This window comes from Pseudomonas sp. K2I15 (assembly GCF_002204795.1).
Lineage (GTDB): Bacteria > Pseudomonadota > Gammaproteobacteria > Pseudomonadales > Pseudomonadaceae > Aquipseudomonas.
On the sequence record NZ_NIXO01000002.1, the window covers coordinates 233,427 to 251,362 of the forward strand.

Sequence of the window (17,936 nt, forward strand, 5' to 3'; positions counted from 1 at the left end):
GGCACCCGCATGGCCAACACGCATGCCCGTCACGCTGATAGCGCAGGCTCGGTTTTTTTGATCTTCCTGCGCCTTGGGCTGATTTCTTTCGGCGGCCCCGTCGCGCATTTGGGCTACTTTCGCGATGAGTTTGTGGCGCGGCGTCGCTGGCTGAGCGAGCGCAGTTACGCCGAGTTGGTCGCGCTGTGCCAATTCCTGCCAGGGCCGGCCAGCAGCCAGGTCGGCATTGCGTTGGGCCTGTCCCGGGCGGGGTATGCCGGAGCGCTCGCGGCCTGGGCAGGTTTTACGCTGCCTTCGGCCGCCGCCCTGATCCTGTTTGCAGTGGGCCTCTCGGACTATGGCGCGGCCCTCTCCTCCGGCGCCCTGCACGGCCTTAAAGTCGTCGCTGTGGCGGTGGTTGCCCAAGCTGTTTGGGGCATGGCGCGGCACCTGTGCACCGACGCGCCGCGCGTGACGCTCATGCTGGTTGCCGCCTGCGTCGCGCTGCTCGTACCGTTCGCCTGGGGACAGGTCGGGGTGATTGCCTGCGCGGCAATGGTCGGGCTGCTGTTGTTCACACCCAAGGCCCGTGCGGAGCATGAAGCCCTCCCGATAACCGTCAGTCGCCGGGCCGGGGTGATCTGGCTTTCACTGTTCCTGTTGTTTTTGCTCGGGTTACCGCTCGCGGCCCACTGGGTACCCAGCCCAACCCTGACGATGGTCGATGCGTTCTATCGGGTGGGCTCGCTGGTGTTCGGCGGCGGGCATGTGGTGCTACCACTGCTGCAAGCGGAAGTGGTGTCCACTGGCTGGGTCAGTAATGAGGTTTTTCTGGCAGGGTACGGTGCCGCCCAGGCAATTCCCGGCCCGCTGTTCACCTTCGCGGCGTTCCTCGGCGCATCGATGGGCCAAGGCTGGACCACCGGCGTGATTGCCCTGCTGGCGATCTTCGCTCCCTCGTTTTTGTTGATTATGGGCGCCTTGCCTTTCTGGGACAGCTTGCGCCGCAGCGTGCGCACCCAAGGCGCGCTGGCCGGGGTGAACGCCGCGGTTGTCGGCCTGCTATTGGCGGCGTTGTATCAGCCGGTGTGGACCAACGCGATTTTTCGGCCGGTGGATTTTGCCCTGGCACTGGTTGCGCTGGTTGCGTTGATGTTCTGGAAGCTGCCGCCGTGGCTGGTGGTCGCTGCAGGCGCCATGGTTGGCTGGCTTATAGCGTGACGCCCATCGCCTTCATCAACACCGGGTCCCGCCCATAAATATCCGGCGCGTACAGCAACGCGCCCTTGCCATCGACCTGCACCGTCCAGTACCCCAACAACACCGGCACCGGGCTGGCGAGCCGGAACTCGTGGGTGGTTTCCGTCGCCAGCAATTCTTCGGTGCGGACCTTTTCCGCCGGGCTCACCAACAAATCCCGCAACTGCAGTGGCTGCTCAACCCTCACACACCCCGAACTGAAAGCTCGCGGCCCCTTGGAGAACAGCGGCTGGCTTGGCGTGTCGTGCAGGTACACCGAATACGGGTTGGGAAAGCGCAGCACGATCCGGCCCAGCGGGTTGCGAGGCCCGGGGCCCAGGCGCAGCAGGATGTTGCCGGGGTGCGACCAGTCGACCTGTTCCGGCGCCAGCGGGTTGCCCTGGCTGTCGAGCACTTGCAAGTTCTGTTGGCGCAGGTATTCGGGGTTCAGGCGGATCGCCGGCAGCTTGTCCTCGCGCATGATGGTGGGCGGGATGGTCCAGGTGGGGTTCAGGGTCAGCCGGGTGATGCGCGACTTCAGCAGCGGCGTCTGGCGGTCGGCGCGGCCGACTTGCAGGCGGGTTTGCCACACGGGCACACCGCCCTGGTAGAAGCTCAGTTGCGCGGCTGCAACGTTCACCAGCACGCCTTCGGGCTCAAGGTCCTGGGACAGCCAGCGAAACCGCTCAAGGTTGATGCGCAGTTGCTCGCGGCGAATCGCCGGGCTGATGTTCAGCTCGGTGACGGTGCCGGGCCCGATCACGCCGTCGGCTTGCAGTGAATGGCTTTGCTGGAAGGTCTTGATGGCGTTCACCAACTCGCCACGGTACTGCGTCCCGGAAGCGGTGGCAGTCAGGTAGCCGCCATTGACCATTCGCCGCGCCAGTTGCGGCACTCGCGAATCGTCCATGCCCGGGCGCAACAGCGGGCCGCTGGCAACGGCCTCCCAATGCGGCAACGGTTGCTGGCGCAGTGCGGCATAGGCGCTGCGCAGGCTGAGGTATAACGGCGCGTTCGGGCGGGCCTGGTCGAAGGCTTGGGCGATGTTCTGCAAGCCCGGCCCGGCCAGCGCCAGTACTTGGGTGTCGGGGTCCAGGGCCGGTGGTTGCGAGTGCCAGAGGGGTTCGAAACGCGACTGCTGCAGGCGGCCGAAATGCAGATCCTGCAAGGCTTGCAGGTATTGCTGGCTGGTGGCGATGTCGCTGCACAGCACGTTACCCGTGGCATCCGCCGGCGGCAGTCTATAGTGAGTCGGGTCCAGGCCGTCGTCGGCCAGCATCAGCAGTTGAGCTTGCAAGGCGGCGCGGCGATCACCTTCAAGCCACAGCGCGACATCGCCCTGCTGCTGGTAGAACGCCTGCAATCGCGCCTGGGCAACGGCGTCGACCTGCCCGGCCAGGCCCGGGCAAACGGCCGGCAATTGCGAGAGCGCCAGTTGCACCGGGGCCGGCGACACCACCAGCACGTCTTCGGCTGTCGCGACCAGCGGTGCAACGAGCAGGCAAATGCTCAAGTAACATGCGTGTTTTTTGAACAATCGCTTAGCTCCCATCCACGGCGGAGATGCTCTATACATGCTGACCTTTTGCTGCCGACTCGGCCTGATCATCTCGACCTTTGCCTCGCTGAGCACGCTTGCGCTCGCAGACACCGGTAAACCTCTTACTCTGTATAGCAGCCTCGCCCACGCGGCTCCAGAACTCAACCCCGACGTATTGAAAAGAGCGTTGAGCGCCATGCAATGCGCGGTGGGCAATGGCATCGAACAGTCCGACCGGCTGGCCGTTATCGACTATTCCCAACCTTCGACCGCCCGTCGCCTATGGATCTTCGACCTGCGCAAAAAGACTTTAGTGCTGCGCGACCTGGTGGCCCATGGGCAAAAGTCCGGGGAAAACTTCGCCACGCAGTTCTCCAACCGTGAAGGCAGCTACCAATCGAGCATCGGTTTGTTCCGCACCCAGGAGAGCTACGAAGGCGCCCATGGCTACTCGTTGCGCATGGACGGCCTGGAGCCGGGCTTCAATGACCGTGCGCGGGACCGCGCCATCGTGATTCATGCCGCCGACTACGTGAGCCCCTTGTGGAGCAAGCGTGAAGGCCGTATCGGCCGCAGCCAGGGTTGCCCGGCAGTACGCCCGCAAGTGGCACGCCAGGTGGTGGATAAGCTCAAGGACGGCCAGTTCATGTTTTCCTGGTACCCCGACCAGCGCTGGCTGAAGTCCTCGGCGTACCTCAACTGCAAGCCACGCCAGATGGCGAGTGCCGGTACGGTTAAAGGCGGTTGATGGTCTCGCCGTTGGCGTGCACCATGCGGCACACGCCACCAGGAACTTCACCGTGTTCCTGGGCTTGATGAGAGAGAGAACCCGAGATGCTTTTACATCAATCCACCTGGATCGAGATTGGCCAGTTTCTGGAACGCAGCCGCAGCATCGTGATTCCCATCGGCTCCAACGAACAACACGGCCCCACCGGCCTGCTGGGCACCGACTGGATGTGCCCGGAAATCATCGCCCATGAAGCGCAAAAGAACGCCGACATTTTGATCGGCCCGACCTTCAATATCGGCATGGCCCAGCACCACCTCGGTTTCCCGGGCACCATTTCCCTGCGCCCTTCGACCTTTATCGCGGCGATTGGTGACTGGGTGCGTTCGCTCGCGGGCCATGGTTTCGAGAAAATCCTGTTCCTCAATGGGCACGGCGGCAATATCGCCTCGATCGAAGCGGCGTTCTCCGAGCTGTACGCCGACGCGAGCTTTACCGGACGCCCGTCGGGGTATGCGCTGAAACTGTGCAATTGGTGGGACCTGGAAGGCGTGACCGACCTGGCGCACCAGCAGTTCCCGGTCGGCCACGGCAGCCATGCCACGCCGTCGGAGATTGCGGTGACCCAATGGGCCTACCCGGATTCGATCAAGTCGGCTGATTACTCACCGCAGATCGCCAACACCGGCCCGATCCGCGAAGCCCGCGACTTCCGCGCACGCTTCCCCGATGGGCGCATGGGTTCGGACCCCGCGCTGGCCACCCCGCAAAAAGGCGGTGAGTTGGTGGCGTTGGCGGCCAAAGGGTTGGTGAAGGCGGTGGATACGTTCAGCAGTGAGCCAACACCGCGCTGAATTGAAATCAAACTGTAGGAGCGAGGGGGACGCCTCGCTCCTACAAGCAATCCTGCGCTACCTGTTCAAACCGCGACGGTTTGAACGTCGACGCCAACGGCTTGCGCTCATACAAGAACACCTTGCCGCCGTTCTGGGCCTTGTAGACCTCCAGAATGTTGTCCGCCGCGATCTTGCTGGAAACCACCACCCTGGCATGGCGCGAGTTAGTCGTCACCGTCGAGGTCATGCCGCTTTTCTCGAACTTGGGCACCACGCACTGCACATAGGCTTCGGGGTCCTTGCTGGTTTGCAGCGTCAGGGTCGGGGCATTCGGGGCCGACGCACAGCCGGCCAGCAGCAAGGAAGCAAAAGCCATCGCGGGTACAAACAAAGAGCGCATAAAAATCCCTGAAGAATAAAAATTAAGTGTACTCAGCCAGCCGTTACCAGTGCCTTGAGCGAGGTATCGAACTGCCTCAATGCAGTGAGTTGAACGTCACGCTGCTGTTCAATCTGTGCCGCGATCACCGAAGCGGTCTTGTCTTGTACCCACACCGACGGCATCTGTTGCGCAACCGAACCCTCGGCCTTGGCGATGTATTGCAGGTTCGCATCATAGAACCTCGCCACAAAACGCGCCTCCACCTGGCTGTTGCGCTGGGTCAGCAGCTGATTGTGGGTGTCGAGCATCACCACCACATCGGGATGCGCCTGCACCAGTGAATCCAGGTTGTCGTAGACGGTCACCGACACAAACGCGCCCTGCAACGAGTTCATCAGCCAGTCGATGGCCAGCTCAGGGTCTGAGCTGTTCACGAACGCCTGGCGAATCTGCCCATCGAGTGCATCCTTGGCGCCGTTGACCGCCATGTCGTGGTAGCGCTCAAGGTAGTGCAGGTTATCGACGGTGTTTTCGGTGTACAGCACACCCACCGATTGGCCGTGCTGCAATGAGGTCTGGCTACTGGTAATCGGCCGCAAATGGCAAGACTGTAGGTCGCCGGCAAACGCCAGGGAGTTGACGACCGCACTGCCGAGCATCAGGGCCATCAGAGCCAGTTGAATAATTGTCCTCATCGCGCGGTTCCTTGAGCAGCGTCTTCGATGGGGCAATTTTCCGCTATTCCAGGAAAAACAGAACTTGCAATGCTTGATGGTGACTATCATCTGGAGCAATAGTGTCGTGCAGGCCGCCCCACACAAAATGATAAGGAATGCCCATGAAACCTCACCAGAAAACCTTCGACCGGATCCGCGAAGCCGTGCTGCCGGAGTTTCGCGAACGGGTTGGCGACTACTTGGTCGACTATGAGGAAGTGCTGCTGGATAACGCCGCCGAGCCGGAAGTGGTCCACGCCATCGCCCAACAACTACGCGGCTACTTGCGCGGTTTGAACACCACCCGGGTGCTGGGCATGGCCGACTGGGAAGACCTCGACCGCCGGGTGGTGCAGACCTGGCTAGTGCTGCTGAAAGCCGAATAGCAGCGCGTCTCAGGCTCAGCGAATATCCACGTTGTAGCGGAAATGTTCAGCATGGCCGCGGCCACGCCGCAACTCCAGGGGTTGACCGGCGTAGTCCCTAGCCAGCCGTTCGATCACCATCACCGGGCTGCCAACGGGCACCTGCAGCCAGCGGGCCCAGACCTCGTTGATGGATTCGGCGGTGAGGGATTCCCCGGCAGAAGCCACTACTTGCCCGCAGACTTCCTCGTAGGTGGGGTACAGCAACAACCCCTGGCGGGTCAGGTCTACTTCCAGCAGTGCCTGGAACCGGGCGCGTGGCAGCCAGATCTCTTCAGCCAGCACCGGCCCCGTGTCCAGCACATGCACCCGTACGATGCAAATCACCGGCGCGTCCGCCGCCAGCCCCAACGCCTCGCTCACAGACGCAGGCGCCAGCACCGGCTTGACCGACAAAATGCGGCTCTGTGGCAGGTGGCACTCGCCGCCTGGGCCCTGGAACCGGAAACACCGGAACAACGAAGATTGAAACTTCGGGCGACGCACAAACGTACCCCGGCCTTGCTGGCGCTCGAGAATGCCCTCACCCACCAAAGCCTCAATCGCTTTACGCACCGTGCCGGTGGACAGTTGGTATTGCGTCGACAACACCGCTTCAGGGGGAATAGCCGCACCGGCGCGCCAGTGATTATTGGCAATCTGCTCGATCAGATGATCCCGAAAACGTTGATACAGCGGCAGGCGGGAGTCACTCGACAGGATATTCATGGATCAGGATTCACTTAGTAATTGAGAAGGTGACTACAGCGACGGGCGTGCCTGCTTGACCCACTCTTGCACCGAAGGCCGTTGCCATTGGCGCTGCGTGTACGCCACCAGGTTGGCGGGCACGCTGTCACCGTTGAGGATCAGCCGGTTGAGCATCACGGCCAGGTCCACGTCGGCAATCGACCACTCGCCAAACAGGTTGTCGCGGCCATCCGCCAATAGCGCCTGTGCCGCGCTGATCAGCTTGTGCGCCGCCGCTTCAGCGGCCGGCGACAGCGGTTCGCCCTTGAGCCCGTAAAACACCACCAGCGTCGAACGCTCCTGACGAATCGGCATCAAGTCACTGCGCAACCACGCCTGCACCTGCCGCGCCCTCGCCCGCTGGCGCGGTTCTGCCGGGTACACCGGCACCTGCGGGAACACGTCTTCCAGGTACTCGGTTATCGCCGAGGACTCAGACAACGCAAACTCGCCCTGCACCAGCGTCGGCACGCGCCCGGTCAGCGACAAGTGGGCAAACGCCTGGGTCTGGTTCTCGGCCGTGTCGAGGTTCAGGGTGAGCAGCTCGAACTCCAGGCCTTTTTCCCGCAGGGTCACGAACGCCGACATCGCGTAGGGGCTGGTGAAGTGGGCGTCAACGTACAGGCTCAGCGGGCGGTGGTTCACGGCGACATCTCCTTGGTGGGAGCACCACACTACGAGATCGCACCGCGCAAATGAAATGCAGGGTTTTTATGGGGGCATTCCTGGCTGGAATACCATCGATAATGGCAATACTATGGCCCCTTGCCCCCACCCATAGCTCCCCGAAAAACAGATCAAGGAATGATCAACAGATGAAACAAGCGGTAGTCGTCATCCACGGCATCGGCGAGCAGCGCCCGATGGACACCCTGCGCAGCTTCGTGGAAGCGATGATCCCGGCGGACACGCCCGAGGCGACGCCTTTCTATTGGAGCAAGCCGGACCGTTTTTCGCGCAATTTCGATTTGCGCGTCTTGAAGTCGGCGGGCCGCAACACCACCGATTTCTACGAGTACTACTGGGCCCACAAGATGCAGGGCACCAAGGTCGGCCACCTGCTGAGTTGGCTCTGGGACATCTTCAAGCGCCCGCGCCGTGATATTCCGACCGCCATCGTGCCGATCTGGCGCGCCACCCGCTGGACCTTGCTGGCCCTGCTCGTGCTGCTGGTGAGCGGCACCCTGGCCACGCTGTACGGCCGATTCCCCCACAGCGACAACCCCTTTGCCTTGATCCCGGTGCTACTGGCGGTGATTGGCCTGGGCTTGAAGTATTCGGCACTGTCGTACCTCGGCGACGCCGCCCGCTACCTGAGCCCCAACCCGCAGAACGTGGTGGTGCGCGAACAGATCCGCGCCGATGGCGTCGACCTGCTGCGTGCCCTGCACGACAAGGGCGACTACGACCGCATCATCGTGGTCGGCCACAGTTTGGGCAGCGTGATTGCCTACGATATCGTCGGCTACCTGTGGCACGAACATCACGACCAGTTGCGCCCCAACACCCAGGAACTCGCCGCCCGCTACGCCAACCACGAGCGGCTGCAACCGGTGGTGCAGGACACACTGCCAAAGGCCGGAAGCGCGCTCGACGGCCGCCTGCAAAGCCTCCTCAGGTTTCGCGAGCAGCAAGCCGAAGCGTTTATCGAACAACGCACCCTTGGCAACCCGTGGCGCATTACCGACCTGGTCACCCTCGGCAGCCCGATGGCCCACGCCAGCCTGCTGCTGGGCCGCAGCGTAAGTGACTTCCAGCGCCGTATCGAACGCCGCGAAGTCCCCGCCTGCCCACCTACCCTCGACGAAAAGGGCTACGGCTATAGCGGCCGGCTTTCCATCACCTTGGGCCAGCGCCAATTTTCACCGTTGTACCTGCACCATGCTGCCGCCTTCGCCGTGACCCGCTGGACCAACCTTTACTTCCCCGCACCCCTGGGCCTGTTTGGCGACATCGTCGGCGGCCCGGTAAGCCCGGTGATGGGCGCCGGCGTGCTGGACCTGCCCGTTACCGTGGGCAAATGGAAAGGCTGGCTCGCCAGGTCCTGGCTCAGCCACACTCACTACTGGAGCGAACGCGGTGGCGCCCGGGGCTACCTCAGTCAACTGGCCACCGATGACGCGGCGATTACCCACGGCGAGCGCCCGTCAGCGACCGAAGCGCTGCGTTGGGCGATCGACCTCAAGGGCGGACGACGTTTTCGTCAGGCGGGCATCAGGGACGCCGTGGCCGAGTCAGAGGCCTAGGGCGTTAACCCGAGAAGCCACCGTCTTCCAGAGACGCCCACAACGGTATTTCGCCTGATCAGCCGCAGGTGGCCAATGTACCCGCCGGGTTTTCTGTTTGGCCTGGGCTTTGAGATACGGCCACCGAGATGGGCTACATGATCATCGGGATTTTTGTGGCCAGTTGGGCGATCTCGGTGATGCTGTATCGCCTCAAAGGTTTTGACCGGATTGAGTGAGTGCAGGTTGACCTTTTGGCTGTGAGCTGGAGGTGTGGTGAAGGGGCTTTTGTGGCGAGGGGGCTTGTCCCCCGTTGGAGTGCGTAGCGCTCCCAGCTTTTTTGGGGCCGCTGCGCAGCCCAACGGGGGACAAGCCCCCTCGCCACAAGGTCTTCATTCACCCCGATAGATTTTCGAAGGTTCAGAAATCCACCGTCGCCGACAGCTTCACCGTCCGTGGCTCACCCTGCGTCAGGTAGTTATTCGCTGTCGACGCCGATGACCAATACGCCTTGTTCGCCACGTTTTCCACGTTGGCGCGCAAGGTGATGTACTTGTCATCCGCCTTGAAGCCATACCGCGCACCGATGTCAACGCGGGTCCAGGCCGGGATGCTCAGGCTGTTGGCGGCGTTGACGTATTCGCCACCGGTGCGCAGCATACGCGCGCTGACCGCCGCGCCTTGAATGCCCGGCACATCCCAATCCGCACCGAGGTTGTACTGGAAGCGCGGCACACCGGCGGCGCGGTTGCCGTCGGTGGCGCCGTTGGAGGTGCTCTGCTGTTCGGTGTCCATCCAGGTGGCGCCGGCCAGCAGGCGCAGGCCGTCGATGGGTTCGCCGAAGACGTTGAGCTCTACCCCTTTGTTGACCTGTTCACCGTCGACAGTGAAGGTATCTTGGCTCTGGCCCGGGAAGCGGGTGGTGGCGTTGTTCGGCTGTTCGATGCGGTACACACCCAACGTGGCGCCATAGTTATCCCAGTCCAGCTTGACCCCGGCTTCGGTCTGCTTGCTGCGTTTGGGCGGGAACTGCACGTTGGGGTTGGTGACACCCGTGCTCGGCGACGTAGGGCCTTGGGCCAAGCCCTCGATACGGTTGGCGTAGAACGAAACGTGCTCCCACGGCTTGATCACCAGGCCGTAGACCGGCGTGGTGATGGACTCGGAGTAAGGTGTGCCGCGCACGCCGGTGGCCGTGTTCCAACTGTCCACCTCGATCGTCTGGCGCCGCACACCCAGGGTCAGCAGCACCCGATCATCAATAAAGCCCAAGGTGTCGGACACCGCCGCACTCTTGATCCGGTTCTTGCCGACGACGCGCGGGTCGTGAATATCACTGCCGAAATAGGTGTTGGTAGGCCGCGGTGTTTGCGTCGGGTTGTACAGGTTGCCGGGTTGACGGTTAGCCACCAGGATCGCCTCATAAGCCGAACGTTGCTCGCCCCAGATGCCCGATAACCCGAAGTTCATCTGATGGGTCACCGGCCCGGTCGTAAAGTGCCCGTTCAAGCCGGCCATTGCGCTTTTGTTGTCTTCGTCATGGGGCGAATACAGGAAACCCACCTTGGCGCTGCCATCGTTGCCGACATACAACGATGAATATTGCCCGTTCTCCCGGGTGTGCTTGGCGCCGCCTGCCGCGTAGGCCGTCCAGTTATCGTTCAAATCATATTCGGCATTGACCATGCCGTAGGTGTCTTCCAGCTCCGACCAGCTCCAATTCTGCGCGTAGTTGTCGTTAGCCGAGGGCACACGGGGCACCTTCGTTCCGGTCGGGTAAACCACCGCACGGCCGTTATTAATGCGCTCTTTCTGGTAGCCAAAGTCGGTGGAGACCCGCAAGCGCTCGCCGCGATAATCCAGGGCGACGGCGATTAACTGCGAGCTTTTATTTTCATCATCCACGGCAGTTTCGCCGCCGTGCCGCGCCAGGTTGACCCGGGCGCCGAAGCGGTTGTCTTCACCAAAGCGCTGGCCGAGGTCGATGTGGCCGCCCGTTTGGCTGTCGCTGGCGTAGTCGAGGGTCACGCTGCGGGTGGGCGTGTCTTCGGCGCGCTTGGGCACCAGGTTGACACTGCCACCAATCCCGCTGCCCGAGGGCGACACGCCGTTGACGAAAGCGTTGGGGCCCTTGAACAACTCCACCCGCTCCAGGGCTTCGGTGGTGATGATCTGCCGGGGCAACACGCCGTACAGGCCGTTGAACGCAATGTCATCGGTGCTCAGCGGCAGGCCGCGAATGGTGAACACCTGGGAGAAGTTGCCGAACCCGGACGATTGGCGCACCGAGGCGTCGTTGAGCAATACATCACCGACGGTCCGTGCCTGTTGGTCGGCGATGGTTTTCGAGGTGTAGCTGACCACACTGAACGGCACGTCGCTGATGGACCGGTTGCCCAGCACGCCCAGGCGCGCCGAACGCGCCACCTGGCCGCCGCCATAAGTATCCGCCTGCGCCCCGCTCGCCTCGCCACTGATGGTGGTGGCGCCCAGCTCCAGCGCGCCGCCGCTGGCCTCGGGCACCACGGTATAGCCATTGGCGCCAGTGCCCTGCAGGGTATAACCGCTGCCTTGCAGCAACTGGGCGAAGCCGGATTGCGCGCTGTAACTGCCTTGCAACCCCGGGCTTTGTTGATCGTTGAGCAACGTAGAGTCAAACGACAACGGCACCCCGGACAACGCCGCAAACTGCGCCAGCACATTCCCCAACGGCCCCGGCGCGATGTTATAGCTGCGCGCCGCACTGCTTTGCGCCGCATCGGCCGCCATGGCGTTTTGCAGCGGCGCAAGGGCGACGAGGGCAATTGCCAGGCTCAGTGCCTTCAGGGGGCGGGGGCAGTACGGGAGCGGTCTGGCGGTCATGGGCATTCCTGTCGGCGCGGAGCAATGTTGAGGGTTCTCCCCTACACCGGTCGACAACGAAAAAGGTATCAGCAAAAGTTGAAAAAGATTCAGCGCGGCTCGACCGTCACCCAATACCCGGTGAGGCTGCTGACCTTGACCGGCAAGGTTTCCTGCAAAAGGTGCAGGCTGGCGTCGGTATCACGCAGGGAAAACGCCCCCGACACGGTGAGGTTTGCCACCGAGTCGTGGCAACGCAACACACCGGCGCGATAGCGTCCCAGCTCATCCAGCAAATCCGCCAGGCGCATGTGCTGGGCCAGCAGCATGCCGTTCTCCCAGGTCAGGGCGCTGACGTCCAACGGCTGCACAAAGGCCACCCGGTCCGCGCTGAAGGCACCCTGCTCGCCCGCCTTGACGATCACGCCCTGGCTGGCGTGCTCCGGCAGCAATTCCACCGCACCTTCGGTCACGGCTACTCGACTGCGCTGCTCTCCGACCCGCACGCTGAACCGCGTGCCCAAGGCGCGGGCGGTGCCATGGCGGGTCTGGACGATAAACGGGCGATGGGCCGAATCCTTGGCGGTGGTGATCAACACTTCGCCCTTGAGCAACTCGATGCGCCGCACCTGATCAGAGAACGCGATATTCAACGAACTGCCGGTGTTGATCAGCAAGCGTGTGCCGTCGGGCAAGGTGAGGTTCTTTTGTTCGCCAATGGCGGTGTGCTGGTCGGCGGTCCATTGCTGCCACGGAACCTGCCGATAAGCCAGCCAGGCCGCCGGGGCAGCCGCCAGTAACAGCCCGAGCGCCTGGCGTCGGCCGAGGGGCTTTTTGCGCCCGATGCGCTTGAGGGTATCGCCGGCAATCGCCGCCGGCACGCTGTTGAAGTCCCCCAGAATCGCCTGCGCCCGTTGCCAGGCCTGGGCATGCTGGGCGCTGCGACCCTGCCATTGGGCGATGGCGCGGCGGTCTTCATCGGTGGCGCAGCCGGACTGCAACTGCACCATCCAGTCGGCGGCTTCACCGAGGATCAGCGGATCAATCGACTGGCTCATGCCACGCTCAGGCACGCCAGGAAGGCGTCGCGCATGTAGCGTTTGACCGAAATCAGCGACACGCCCAGGGCATCAGCGATCTGCTGATAGGTCAGGCCGTCGATCTGTGACATCAGGAACGCCTGGCGGGTCTTTTCCGGCAAGTCGCGCAGCATCGCTTCAATGCGGTACAGCGCTTCGAGAATCAGCCAGCGGGTTTCCGGCGAGGGCACATGCTGCTCGGGCAGGTGGGCGATGGTTTCAAGGTAAGCGCGCTCCACCTCCTGGCGGCGCCAGCTGTCGATCATCAAGCCCTTGGCGATATGGGTCAGCAACGCCCGTGGCTCGGCGCCCAGGTTGCTGCTGGCCTGGCGGGTCAGCAGGCGCATAAAGGTGTCGTGAGCCAGGTCGGCGGCATCGCTGGCGTTGCCCAGCTTGCGGTCCAGCCAACGGTGCAACCATCCATGGTGTTCGCAGTACAGATCCTGGATATGCAGATTGAGGGGAGACGACATGCCGATCACCGGGGCGCGCCGGGCGGTGAGGCTCGAGCGTAATTAAGAATTGATCGCATTCTAATCCGCATCGACGATGCTGGCAATTTAGCTGTTTTGTGACGCGCTGGAGATCAAGTGTGAGAGCGGGCTTGCTCGCGAATGCGGTGGGTCAGTCATCATATCCAGTGGCTGATACACCGTATTCGCGAGCAAGCCCCACATTTCTGATCTTCACCCGGCGTTAGATGCCGGGCGTTCAGATCAGGCCAGTTCAGCCCGCAGTTGACGCGCCGCGGTCACCATGTGAATCAGCGCGGCCTCAGTCTCCGGCCAGCCACGGGTTTTCAAGCCGCAGTCCGGGTTGACCCACAGGCGGTCAGCCGGGATGCGCTTGGCCGCCTTGCGCAACAGGTTGGCCATTTCCGAAGCATCCGGCACCCGTGGCGAGTGGATGTCGTACACACCCGGGCCAATGTCGTTCGGGTAAGCGAAGGCTTCGAACGCGTCCAGCAGCTCCATGTCCGAGCGCGAGGTTTCGATGGTGATCACGTCGGCATCCATCGCCGCGATGGACTCGATCACATCGTTGAACTCGCTGTAGCACATGTGGGTGTGGATCTGGGTTTCGTCACGCACACCGGAGGCGCACAAGCGGAACACTTCGGTGGCCCAATCCAGGTAGCCCTGCCACTGTGCCTGGCGCAACGGCAAGCCTTCGCGGAATGCCGCTTCGTCGATCTGCACGATCTTGATGCCGGCGGCTTCCAGGTCGACCACTTCGTCACGAATCGCCAGGGCCAGTTGGCGCGCCTGCTCTTCGCGGCTCACGTCTTCACGCGGGAACGACCACATCAGCATGGTCACAGGACCGGTCAGCATGCCCTTCATCACCTTGCTGGTGAGGCCTTGGGCGTAGCGGATCCACTCCACGGTCATGGCGTTCGGACGACTCAGGTCACCGAAAATCACCGCCGGTTTCACACAACGCGAACCGTAGCTCTGTACCCAGCCGAAGCGAGTGAACACGTAGCCGTCGAGTTGCTCGGCGAAGTATTCGACCATGTCGTTACGCTCGGCTTCACCGTGTACCAGTACGTCCAGGCCAAGGTTTTCCTGCACTTCAACCGCGTGACGGATCTCGCTGTGCATGGCTTCGACGTATTCGGCTTCGCTCAACTTGCCGGCCTTGTACGACTGACGAGCCAGGCGGATCGACGCGGTTTGCGGGAACGAACCGATGGTGGTGGTCGGGAACAGCGGCAGGTTCAGGCCGGCACGTTGTTTCTCGATACGCTGGGCAAACAGCGAGTGACGCTGGCTGTCTTTGGCCGTGATCGCCGCAACACGGGCTTGCACCGCAGGCTTGTGAATACGCGGCGAGGCAGTACGGGCAGCTTGTACGGCGCCGCTTTCGGCCAGGGCGGCGATGACGTTTGGCGCTTGCGGTTGATTCACGGCCTGAGCCAACACGGCCACTTCTTCGCACTTCTGTACGGCAAACGCGAGCCAGCTTTTCAGCTCGGCATCCAGTTTGTCTTCACGGCCCAGGTCCACAGGGCTGTGCAGCAAGGAGCACGACGGCGCCACCCACAGGCGATCACCCAAGCGTTCATGAGCGTGCTGCAAGGTGGCCAGGGCCTTTTCCAGGTCACAACGCCACACGTTACGGCCATTGACCACGCCCAGGGACAACACCTTATAAGCCGGCAGGCGATCAAGGATGGTCGGGTACTGATCCGGCGCACGCACCAGGTCGATGTGCAGGCCGTCCACCGGCAGGTTAGCTGCCAGACCGAGGTTCTCTTCCAGGCCACCAAAGTAGGTAGCCACCAGCTTCTTCAGCGGGTCGCGCTGGATCAGGTTGTAGGCACGCTCAAACGCATTTTTCCAGTCCTGGGGCAGGTCCAGAACCAGGATCGGCTCGTCGATCTGCACCCACTCCACGCCCAGCTCCGCCAGGCGCTGGAAGATCTGGCCGTACAGCGGCAGCAGTCGGTCCAGCAGGTCGAGCTTGTCGAAATCGCCGCCCTTGGCCTTGCCCAGCCACAGGTAAGTCAGCGGGCCGATGACGACCGGCTTCACGGTGTGGCCGAGGTCGCGGGCTTCCTTGACCTCTTCGAACAGTTGATCCCAACCCAGGTGGAACTGCTGGTCAGCGCTGAATTCAGGGACCAGGTAGTGGTAGTTGGTGTCGAACCACTTGGTCATTTCCTGGGCGTGGGCACCGCCGCAGCAGTTGTCACTCACGCCACGGGCCATGCCGAACAGGGTGTGCAGGGTGGCTTTGCCGTCGGCCGGGCGGAAACGCTCCGGGATCACACCGAACATCAGCGAGTGGGTCAGTACCTGGTCGTACCAGGCGAAGTCACCGGCGGGCAGCAACCCGATGCCGGCTTTCTTTTGCAGGTCCCAGTGCGTCTTGCGCAGCTCACGGCCTACGGCGCGCAGGCCGGCTTCGTCGAGTTCGCCCTTCCAAAACGCTTCCTGCGCTTTTTTCAGTTCACGATCGCGACCAATGCGCGGGAATCCAAGGGAATGGGCAACAGCCATGACGTAAAGCTCCAATGTGTGTGTATGGGAGCTATTGTCGGGATCGGGTGATGATGAGACAAACTCATTTTATTCTAGATGATCACAAGTTTTCGTCATGATGACAGGAGAGCGGTATAGTCAGTCCATCGAGGTTGGGATTGAATCAACATGGAAGGACTTCACCAAGGTAGTTGCTGTTCTGGTCCAGTGCCAATGGGATTTACCCGGACTGGTTTCGATAGCGATCGCCACACTCGACACGCCGTTTCTTGCGGGTAAGCAGAAGCATGCCTGCGTCGACTCTAAGGCCGGTTGGTATGAGCTGGAAAATAGCAGTGGCTAAATCAATGGAAGGTTTGTCGATACGCGCCATCTCAGCGTTGCCCGAAGAACTCCTCGCACTGGAAGCAGAGGCCCTCGCTGAAGGTTTCAGGTTTCTTACACGCCTGATTGCGCAGTGGCATAGCGGCGCCAACCGTTTCGACCGCCCCGGCGAATGTCTTTTGGGCGTATTCAGTAACGGGCAGTTGATCGCCGTTGGCGGGCTGTCCTATGACCCTTACGCCGGGCCGGACGTTGGCAGGCTGCGCCGAGTGTACGTCGCCCGGGCATCAAGAGCCCGCAATGTGGGTAAAGCCCTGGTCAGCCAGCTTCTGGAACACGCCGCACAGCAGTTCCGAGTTGTGCGCCTGTCTACCGACACCCGCGAGGGCGCAGCCTTTTACCTGCGCTGCGGGTTTGAGCCGGTGCAGGATGAACATGCAACTCATGCGAAGTCGTTATGAACGCACCCGCCCCTGTGGCAAGGGAATTGGCTCCCTCGCCACAAGAGCACTGCATAGGTCGCAGGATTTACATCAACGGAATCGAGTAGCTCACAAACAGCCGGTTCTGGTCCTGGTCCCGCGCCACTTCACTGCGGGACACCCCGTTACGCCAGCCGAACCCGACGTTTTTGAAGGTGCCGCTCTGCACCACATAATCCAACGAAATATCCCGCTCCCATTCACTGGCATTGTTGCCGCTGGTGGTCAGGATATGGTCGCCCTTGAGGTACATCACCGAAGCCTTGAGGCCGGGCACGCCCAGCGCTGCAAAATCGTACGCATACTGCGCGAATGCGGTACGTTCGCCGGCCTGGATGAAGGTCTGTACGGTGCGGTCGGTGTACAGATACAGGCTCGATCCCCCCTCGCCCTTGCCCACCAGGCCGCCCTGGTTGAGTTGGGCGAAGTTGCTGTCGTCAGACACGCGCTGGTAGCCCGCTGTGATTGCATGTGGGCCCAGCGAATAGATGAATGCAGCACTCCAGGTGTCGTTATCGATTTCCCCGGTTCCACCCTTGGTATAGCCACCAAACTTGTAGCCATCGGCACGCCCTGCCGCACTTGCGTTTTTGCCATCAGAGGTGGTCTTGAAGTAACGCAAATCGGTTTTCAGCGAGCCGTAATCGCCCATCGGCAATACGTGCACCAGGCCGGCGAAGTGCTGTTGGTAATAGTCTTCAAGGTTGGCGTAGTAGTACTGCAGCATCAGGTCTTTGGTCAGCTTGTAGTCACCGCCGGCGTAGGTGAACTTGTTGCTTTCCCGGGTGCCACCCGCCGCCGCCAGGCCACTGGCGTCGCTGGAACCGCGGCCCGTCGTATGTTCAAGCTGGCCGCCAATCAGCGTCAGGTTGTCGATGTCGTTGCTGGTGACTTGCCCGCCTTCAAACGACTGCGGCAACAGCCGGCCGTCGTTGCTCACCAGGATCGGCAGGTTCGGGCGCAAGTAACCGTATCGCAGTTCGGTCTTGGCAAAGCGCGCCTTCGCGGTCACACCGCCACGGGCCCAATCGTCCGCAGCCTTGCCATCATCCGTTGGGATCATTGAGCTGCCAACATGCTTCGCCGCGCTGCTGTCGAGGGTCACACCGAGCATGCCGACGGCGTCCAGGCCAAAGCCGAGGGTGCCGTCGGTGAAGCCCGACTGGTAGTTGAGGATGAACGCCTGGCCCCACTCTTCAGTCTTCGACGGCGCAGCAGCGCCGTCGCGGTTGTCGTTGTTAAAGTAGAAGTTACGCATGCTCAAGTTGGCTTTGCTGTCGCCCAGGAAATCAGCAGAGGCCAAGGGGCTCAGGGCCATGCCCAGGCCGCCGGTCAATACGCTTAATACATGTAATGTGGCTTTCATCAGGACGAACTCCGGCGCGCAATCACTGTTGCGGGCGCATAAAAAAGGCAGCAGGA

At 62.1% G+C, this 17,936-nt stretch carries 17 protein-coding genes; 7 read left to right on the forward strand and 10 right to left on the reverse strand.

What is annotated here, in order from left to right:
• Positions 1–9 precede the first annotated feature (9 nt).
• The gene (gene chrA, locus CEC48_RS03295; protein WP_088422434.1) at positions 10–1,200 is read left to right on the forward strand and encodes a chromate efflux transporter; all 1,191 of its coding nucleotides are present in this window, start codon (positions 10–12) and stop codon (positions 1,198–1,200) included.
• On the opposite strand, the gene CEC48_RS03300 is transcribed toward chrA, so the two are convergent.
• A complete protein-coding gene (locus CEC48_RS03300) occupies positions 1,190–2,755 on the reverse strand; it encodes a murein L,D-transpeptidase (RefSeq protein WP_088422435.1) in 1,566 nt (521 codons plus the stop codon). The genes chrA and CEC48_RS03300 overlap by 11 nt on opposite strands.
• A 37-nt stretch (positions 2,756–2,792) precedes the next feature.
• On the opposite strand from CEC48_RS03300, the gene CEC48_RS03305 reads away from it, so the two are divergent.
• The gene (locus CEC48_RS03305; RefSeq protein WP_088422436.1) at positions 2,793–3,506 is read left to right on the forward strand and encodes a murein L,D-transpeptidase catalytic domain family protein; all 714 of its coding nucleotides are present in this window, start codon (positions 2,793–2,795) and stop codon (positions 3,504–3,506) included.
• 86 nt (positions 3,507–3,592) lie between these two features.
• The gene (locus CEC48_RS03310) at positions 3,593–4,342 is read left to right on the forward strand and encodes a creatininase family protein (RefSeq protein WP_088422437.1); all 750 of its coding nucleotides are present in this window, start codon (positions 3,593–3,595) and stop codon (positions 4,340–4,342) included.
• 40 nt (positions 4,343–4,382) lie between these two features.
• On the opposite strand, the gene CEC48_RS03315 is transcribed toward CEC48_RS03310, so the two are convergent.
• The gene (locus tag CEC48_RS03315; RefSeq protein ID WP_088422438.1) at positions 4,383–4,724 is read right to left on the reverse strand and encodes a hypothetical protein; all 342 of its coding nucleotides are present in this window, start codon (positions 4,722–4,724) and stop codon (positions 4,383–4,385) included.
• Between the two features lie 32 nt (positions 4,725–4,756).
• A complete protein-coding gene (locus CEC48_RS03320) occupies positions 4,757–5,401 on the reverse strand; it encodes an ATPase (protein ID WP_088422439.1) in 645 nt (214 codons plus the stop codon).
• 143 nt (positions 5,402–5,544) lie between these two features.
• On the opposite strand from CEC48_RS03320, the gene CEC48_RS03325 reads away from it, so the two are divergent.
• Positions 5,545–5,808, forward strand: a complete 264-nt coding sequence (locus CEC48_RS03325; protein ID WP_088422440.1) for a hypothetical protein — start codon at positions 5,545–5,547, stop codon at positions 5,806–5,808.
• A 15-nt stretch (positions 5,809–5,823) separates the two neighbouring features.
• Here the strand turns inward: CEC48_RS03325 and CEC48_RS03330 are convergent, their stop codons facing one another.
• Both CEC48_RS03330 and yfcF read right to left on the reverse strand, forming a co-directional pair.
• A complete protein-coding gene (locus CEC48_RS03330; protein WP_088422441.1) occupies positions 5,824–6,555 on the reverse strand; it encodes a GntR family transcriptional regulator in 732 nt (243 codons plus the stop codon).
• 33 nt (positions 6,556–6,588) lie between these two features.
• The gene (yfcF, locus tag CEC48_RS03335; protein ID WP_088422442.1) at positions 6,589–7,221 is read right to left on the reverse strand and encodes a glutathione transferase; all 633 of its coding nucleotides are present in this window, start codon (positions 7,219–7,221) and stop codon (positions 6,589–6,591) included.
• Positions 7,222–7,391: 170 nt separating this feature from the next.
• On the opposite strand from yfcF, the gene CEC48_RS03340 reads away from it, so the two are divergent.
• Positions 7,392–8,822: a hypothetical protein gene (locus tag CEC48_RS03340; protein ID WP_088422443.1), complete on the forward strand. Its 1,431-nt coding sequence runs from the start codon at positions 7,392–7,394 to the stop codon at positions 8,820–8,822.
• A gap of 399 nt (positions 8,823–9,221) precedes the next feature.
• Here CEC48_RS03340 and CEC48_RS03345 read toward each other — a convergent pair whose 3' ends face one another.
• The 4 genes from CEC48_RS03345 to metE all read right to left on the reverse strand — a co-directional run bounded on the left by CEC48_RS03345 (position 9,222) and on the right by metE (position 15,726).
• Positions 9,222–11,663, reverse strand: a complete 2,442-nt coding sequence (locus tag CEC48_RS03345) for a TonB-dependent receptor (RefSeq protein ID WP_088422444.1) — start codon at positions 11,661–11,663, stop codon at positions 9,222–9,224.
• Between the two features lie 89 nt (positions 11,664–11,752).
• Positions 11,753–12,700, reverse strand: a complete 948-nt coding sequence (locus CEC48_RS03350) for a FecR domain-containing protein (protein WP_088422445.1) — start codon at positions 12,698–12,700, stop codon at positions 11,753–11,755.
• Entirely contained in the window at positions 12,697–13,194 is a 498-nt protein-coding gene (locus CEC48_RS03355) for a sigma-70 family RNA polymerase sigma factor (protein WP_088422446.1), read from the reverse strand. Before CEC48_RS03355 ends, CEC48_RS03350 begins: the two co-directional genes overlap by 4 nt.
• 243 nt (positions 13,195–13,437) lie before the next feature.
• The gene (gene metE / locus CEC48_RS03360; protein WP_088422447.1) at positions 13,438–15,726 is read right to left on the reverse strand and encodes a 5-methyltetrahydropteroyltriglutamate--homocysteine S-methyltransferase; all 2,289 of its coding nucleotides are present in this window, start codon (positions 15,724–15,726) and stop codon (positions 13,438–13,440) included.
• Positions 15,727–15,823: 97 nt separating this feature from the next.
• Here metE and CEC48_RS03365 point away from each other — a divergent pair, with 97 nt between their 5' ends.
• Together CEC48_RS03365 and CEC48_RS03370 are read left to right on the forward strand one after the other, a co-directional pair.
• Positions 15,824–16,051 (forward strand): hypothetical protein, encoded by a 228-nt coding sequence (locus tag CEC48_RS03365; protein WP_256579657.1) that lies wholly within the window; start codon positions 15,824–15,826, stop codon positions 16,049–16,051.
• A complete protein-coding gene (locus CEC48_RS03370) occupies positions 16,026–16,493 on the forward strand; it encodes a GNAT family N-acetyltransferase (protein ID WP_088422448.1) in 468 nt (155 codons plus the stop codon). Before CEC48_RS03365 ends, CEC48_RS03370 begins: the two co-directional genes overlap by 26 nt.
• Positions 16,494–16,560: 67 nt before the next feature.
• On the opposite strand, the gene CEC48_RS03375 is transcribed toward CEC48_RS03370, so the two are convergent.
• On the reverse strand, positions 16,561–17,880 hold the full coding sequence (locus CEC48_RS03375) for an OprD family porin (protein ID WP_088422449.1): 1,320 nt from the start codon (positions 17,878–17,880) through the stop codon (positions 16,561–16,563).
• Between the last annotated feature and the right edge of the window lie 56 nt (positions 17,881–17,936).

What these genes read in the sequence shown, in the direction of transcription:
- CEC48_RS03350 (WP_088422445.1), bottom strand. Translation starts at nt 12,700, where the DNA reads ATGAGCCAGTCGATTGATCCGCTGATCCTCGGTGAAGCCGCCGACTGG.
- chrA (WP_088422434.1), top strand. Translation starts at nt 10, where the DNA reads ATGGCCAACACGCATGCCCGTCACGCTGATAGCGCAGGCTCGGTTTTT.
- CEC48_RS03330 (WP_088422441.1), bottom strand. Translation starts at nt 6,555, where the DNA reads ATGAATATCCTGTCGAGTGACTCCCGCCTGCCGCTGTATCAACGTTTT.
- CEC48_RS03355 (WP_088422446.1), bottom strand. Translation starts at nt 13,194, where the DNA reads ATGTCGTCTCCCCTCAATCTGCATATCCAGGATCTGTACTGCGAACAC.
- CEC48_RS03345 (WP_088422444.1), bottom strand. Translation starts at nt 11,663, where the DNA reads ATGACCGCCAGACCGCTCCCGTACTGCCCCCGCCCCCTGAAGGCACTG.
- CEC48_RS03340 (WP_088422443.1), top strand. Translation starts at nt 7,392, where the DNA reads ATGAAACAAGCGGTAGTCGTCATCCACGGCATCGGCGAGCAGCGCCCG.
- CEC48_RS03325 (WP_088422440.1), top strand. Translation starts at nt 5,545, where the DNA reads ATGAAACCTCACCAGAAAACCTTCGACCGGATCCGCGAAGCCGTGCTG.
- CEC48_RS03320 (WP_088422439.1), bottom strand. Translation starts at nt 5,401, where the DNA reads ATGAGGACAATTATTCAACTGGCTCTGATGGCCCTGATGCTCGGCAGT.
- CEC48_RS03365 (WP_256579657.1), top strand. Translation starts at nt 15,824, where the DNA reads ATGATGACAGGAGAGCGGTATAGTCAGTCCATCGAGGTTGGGATTGAA.
- CEC48_RS03305 (WP_088422436.1), top strand. Translation starts at nt 2,793, where the DNA reads ATGCTGACCTTTTGCTGCCGACTCGGCCTGATCATCTCGACCTTTGCC.
- CEC48_RS03315 (WP_088422438.1), bottom strand. Translation starts at nt 4,724, where the DNA reads ATGCGCTCTTTGTTTGTACCCGCGATGGCTTTTGCTTCCTTGCTGCTG.
- CEC48_RS03370 (WP_088422448.1), top strand. Translation starts at nt 16,026, where the DNA reads ATGAGCTGGAAAATAGCAGTGGCTAAATCAATGGAAGGTTTGTCGATA.
- metE (WP_088422447.1), bottom strand. Translation starts at nt 15,726, where the DNA reads ATGGCTGTTGCCCATTCCCTTGGATTCCCGCGCATTGGTCGCGATCGT.
- CEC48_RS03310 (WP_088422437.1), top strand. Translation starts at nt 3,593, where the DNA reads ATGCTTTTACATCAATCCACCTGGATCGAGATTGGCCAGTTTCTGGAA.
- CEC48_RS03375 (WP_088422449.1), bottom strand. Translation starts at nt 17,880, where the DNA reads ATGAAAGCCACATTACATGTATTAAGCGTATTGACCGGCGGCCTGGGC.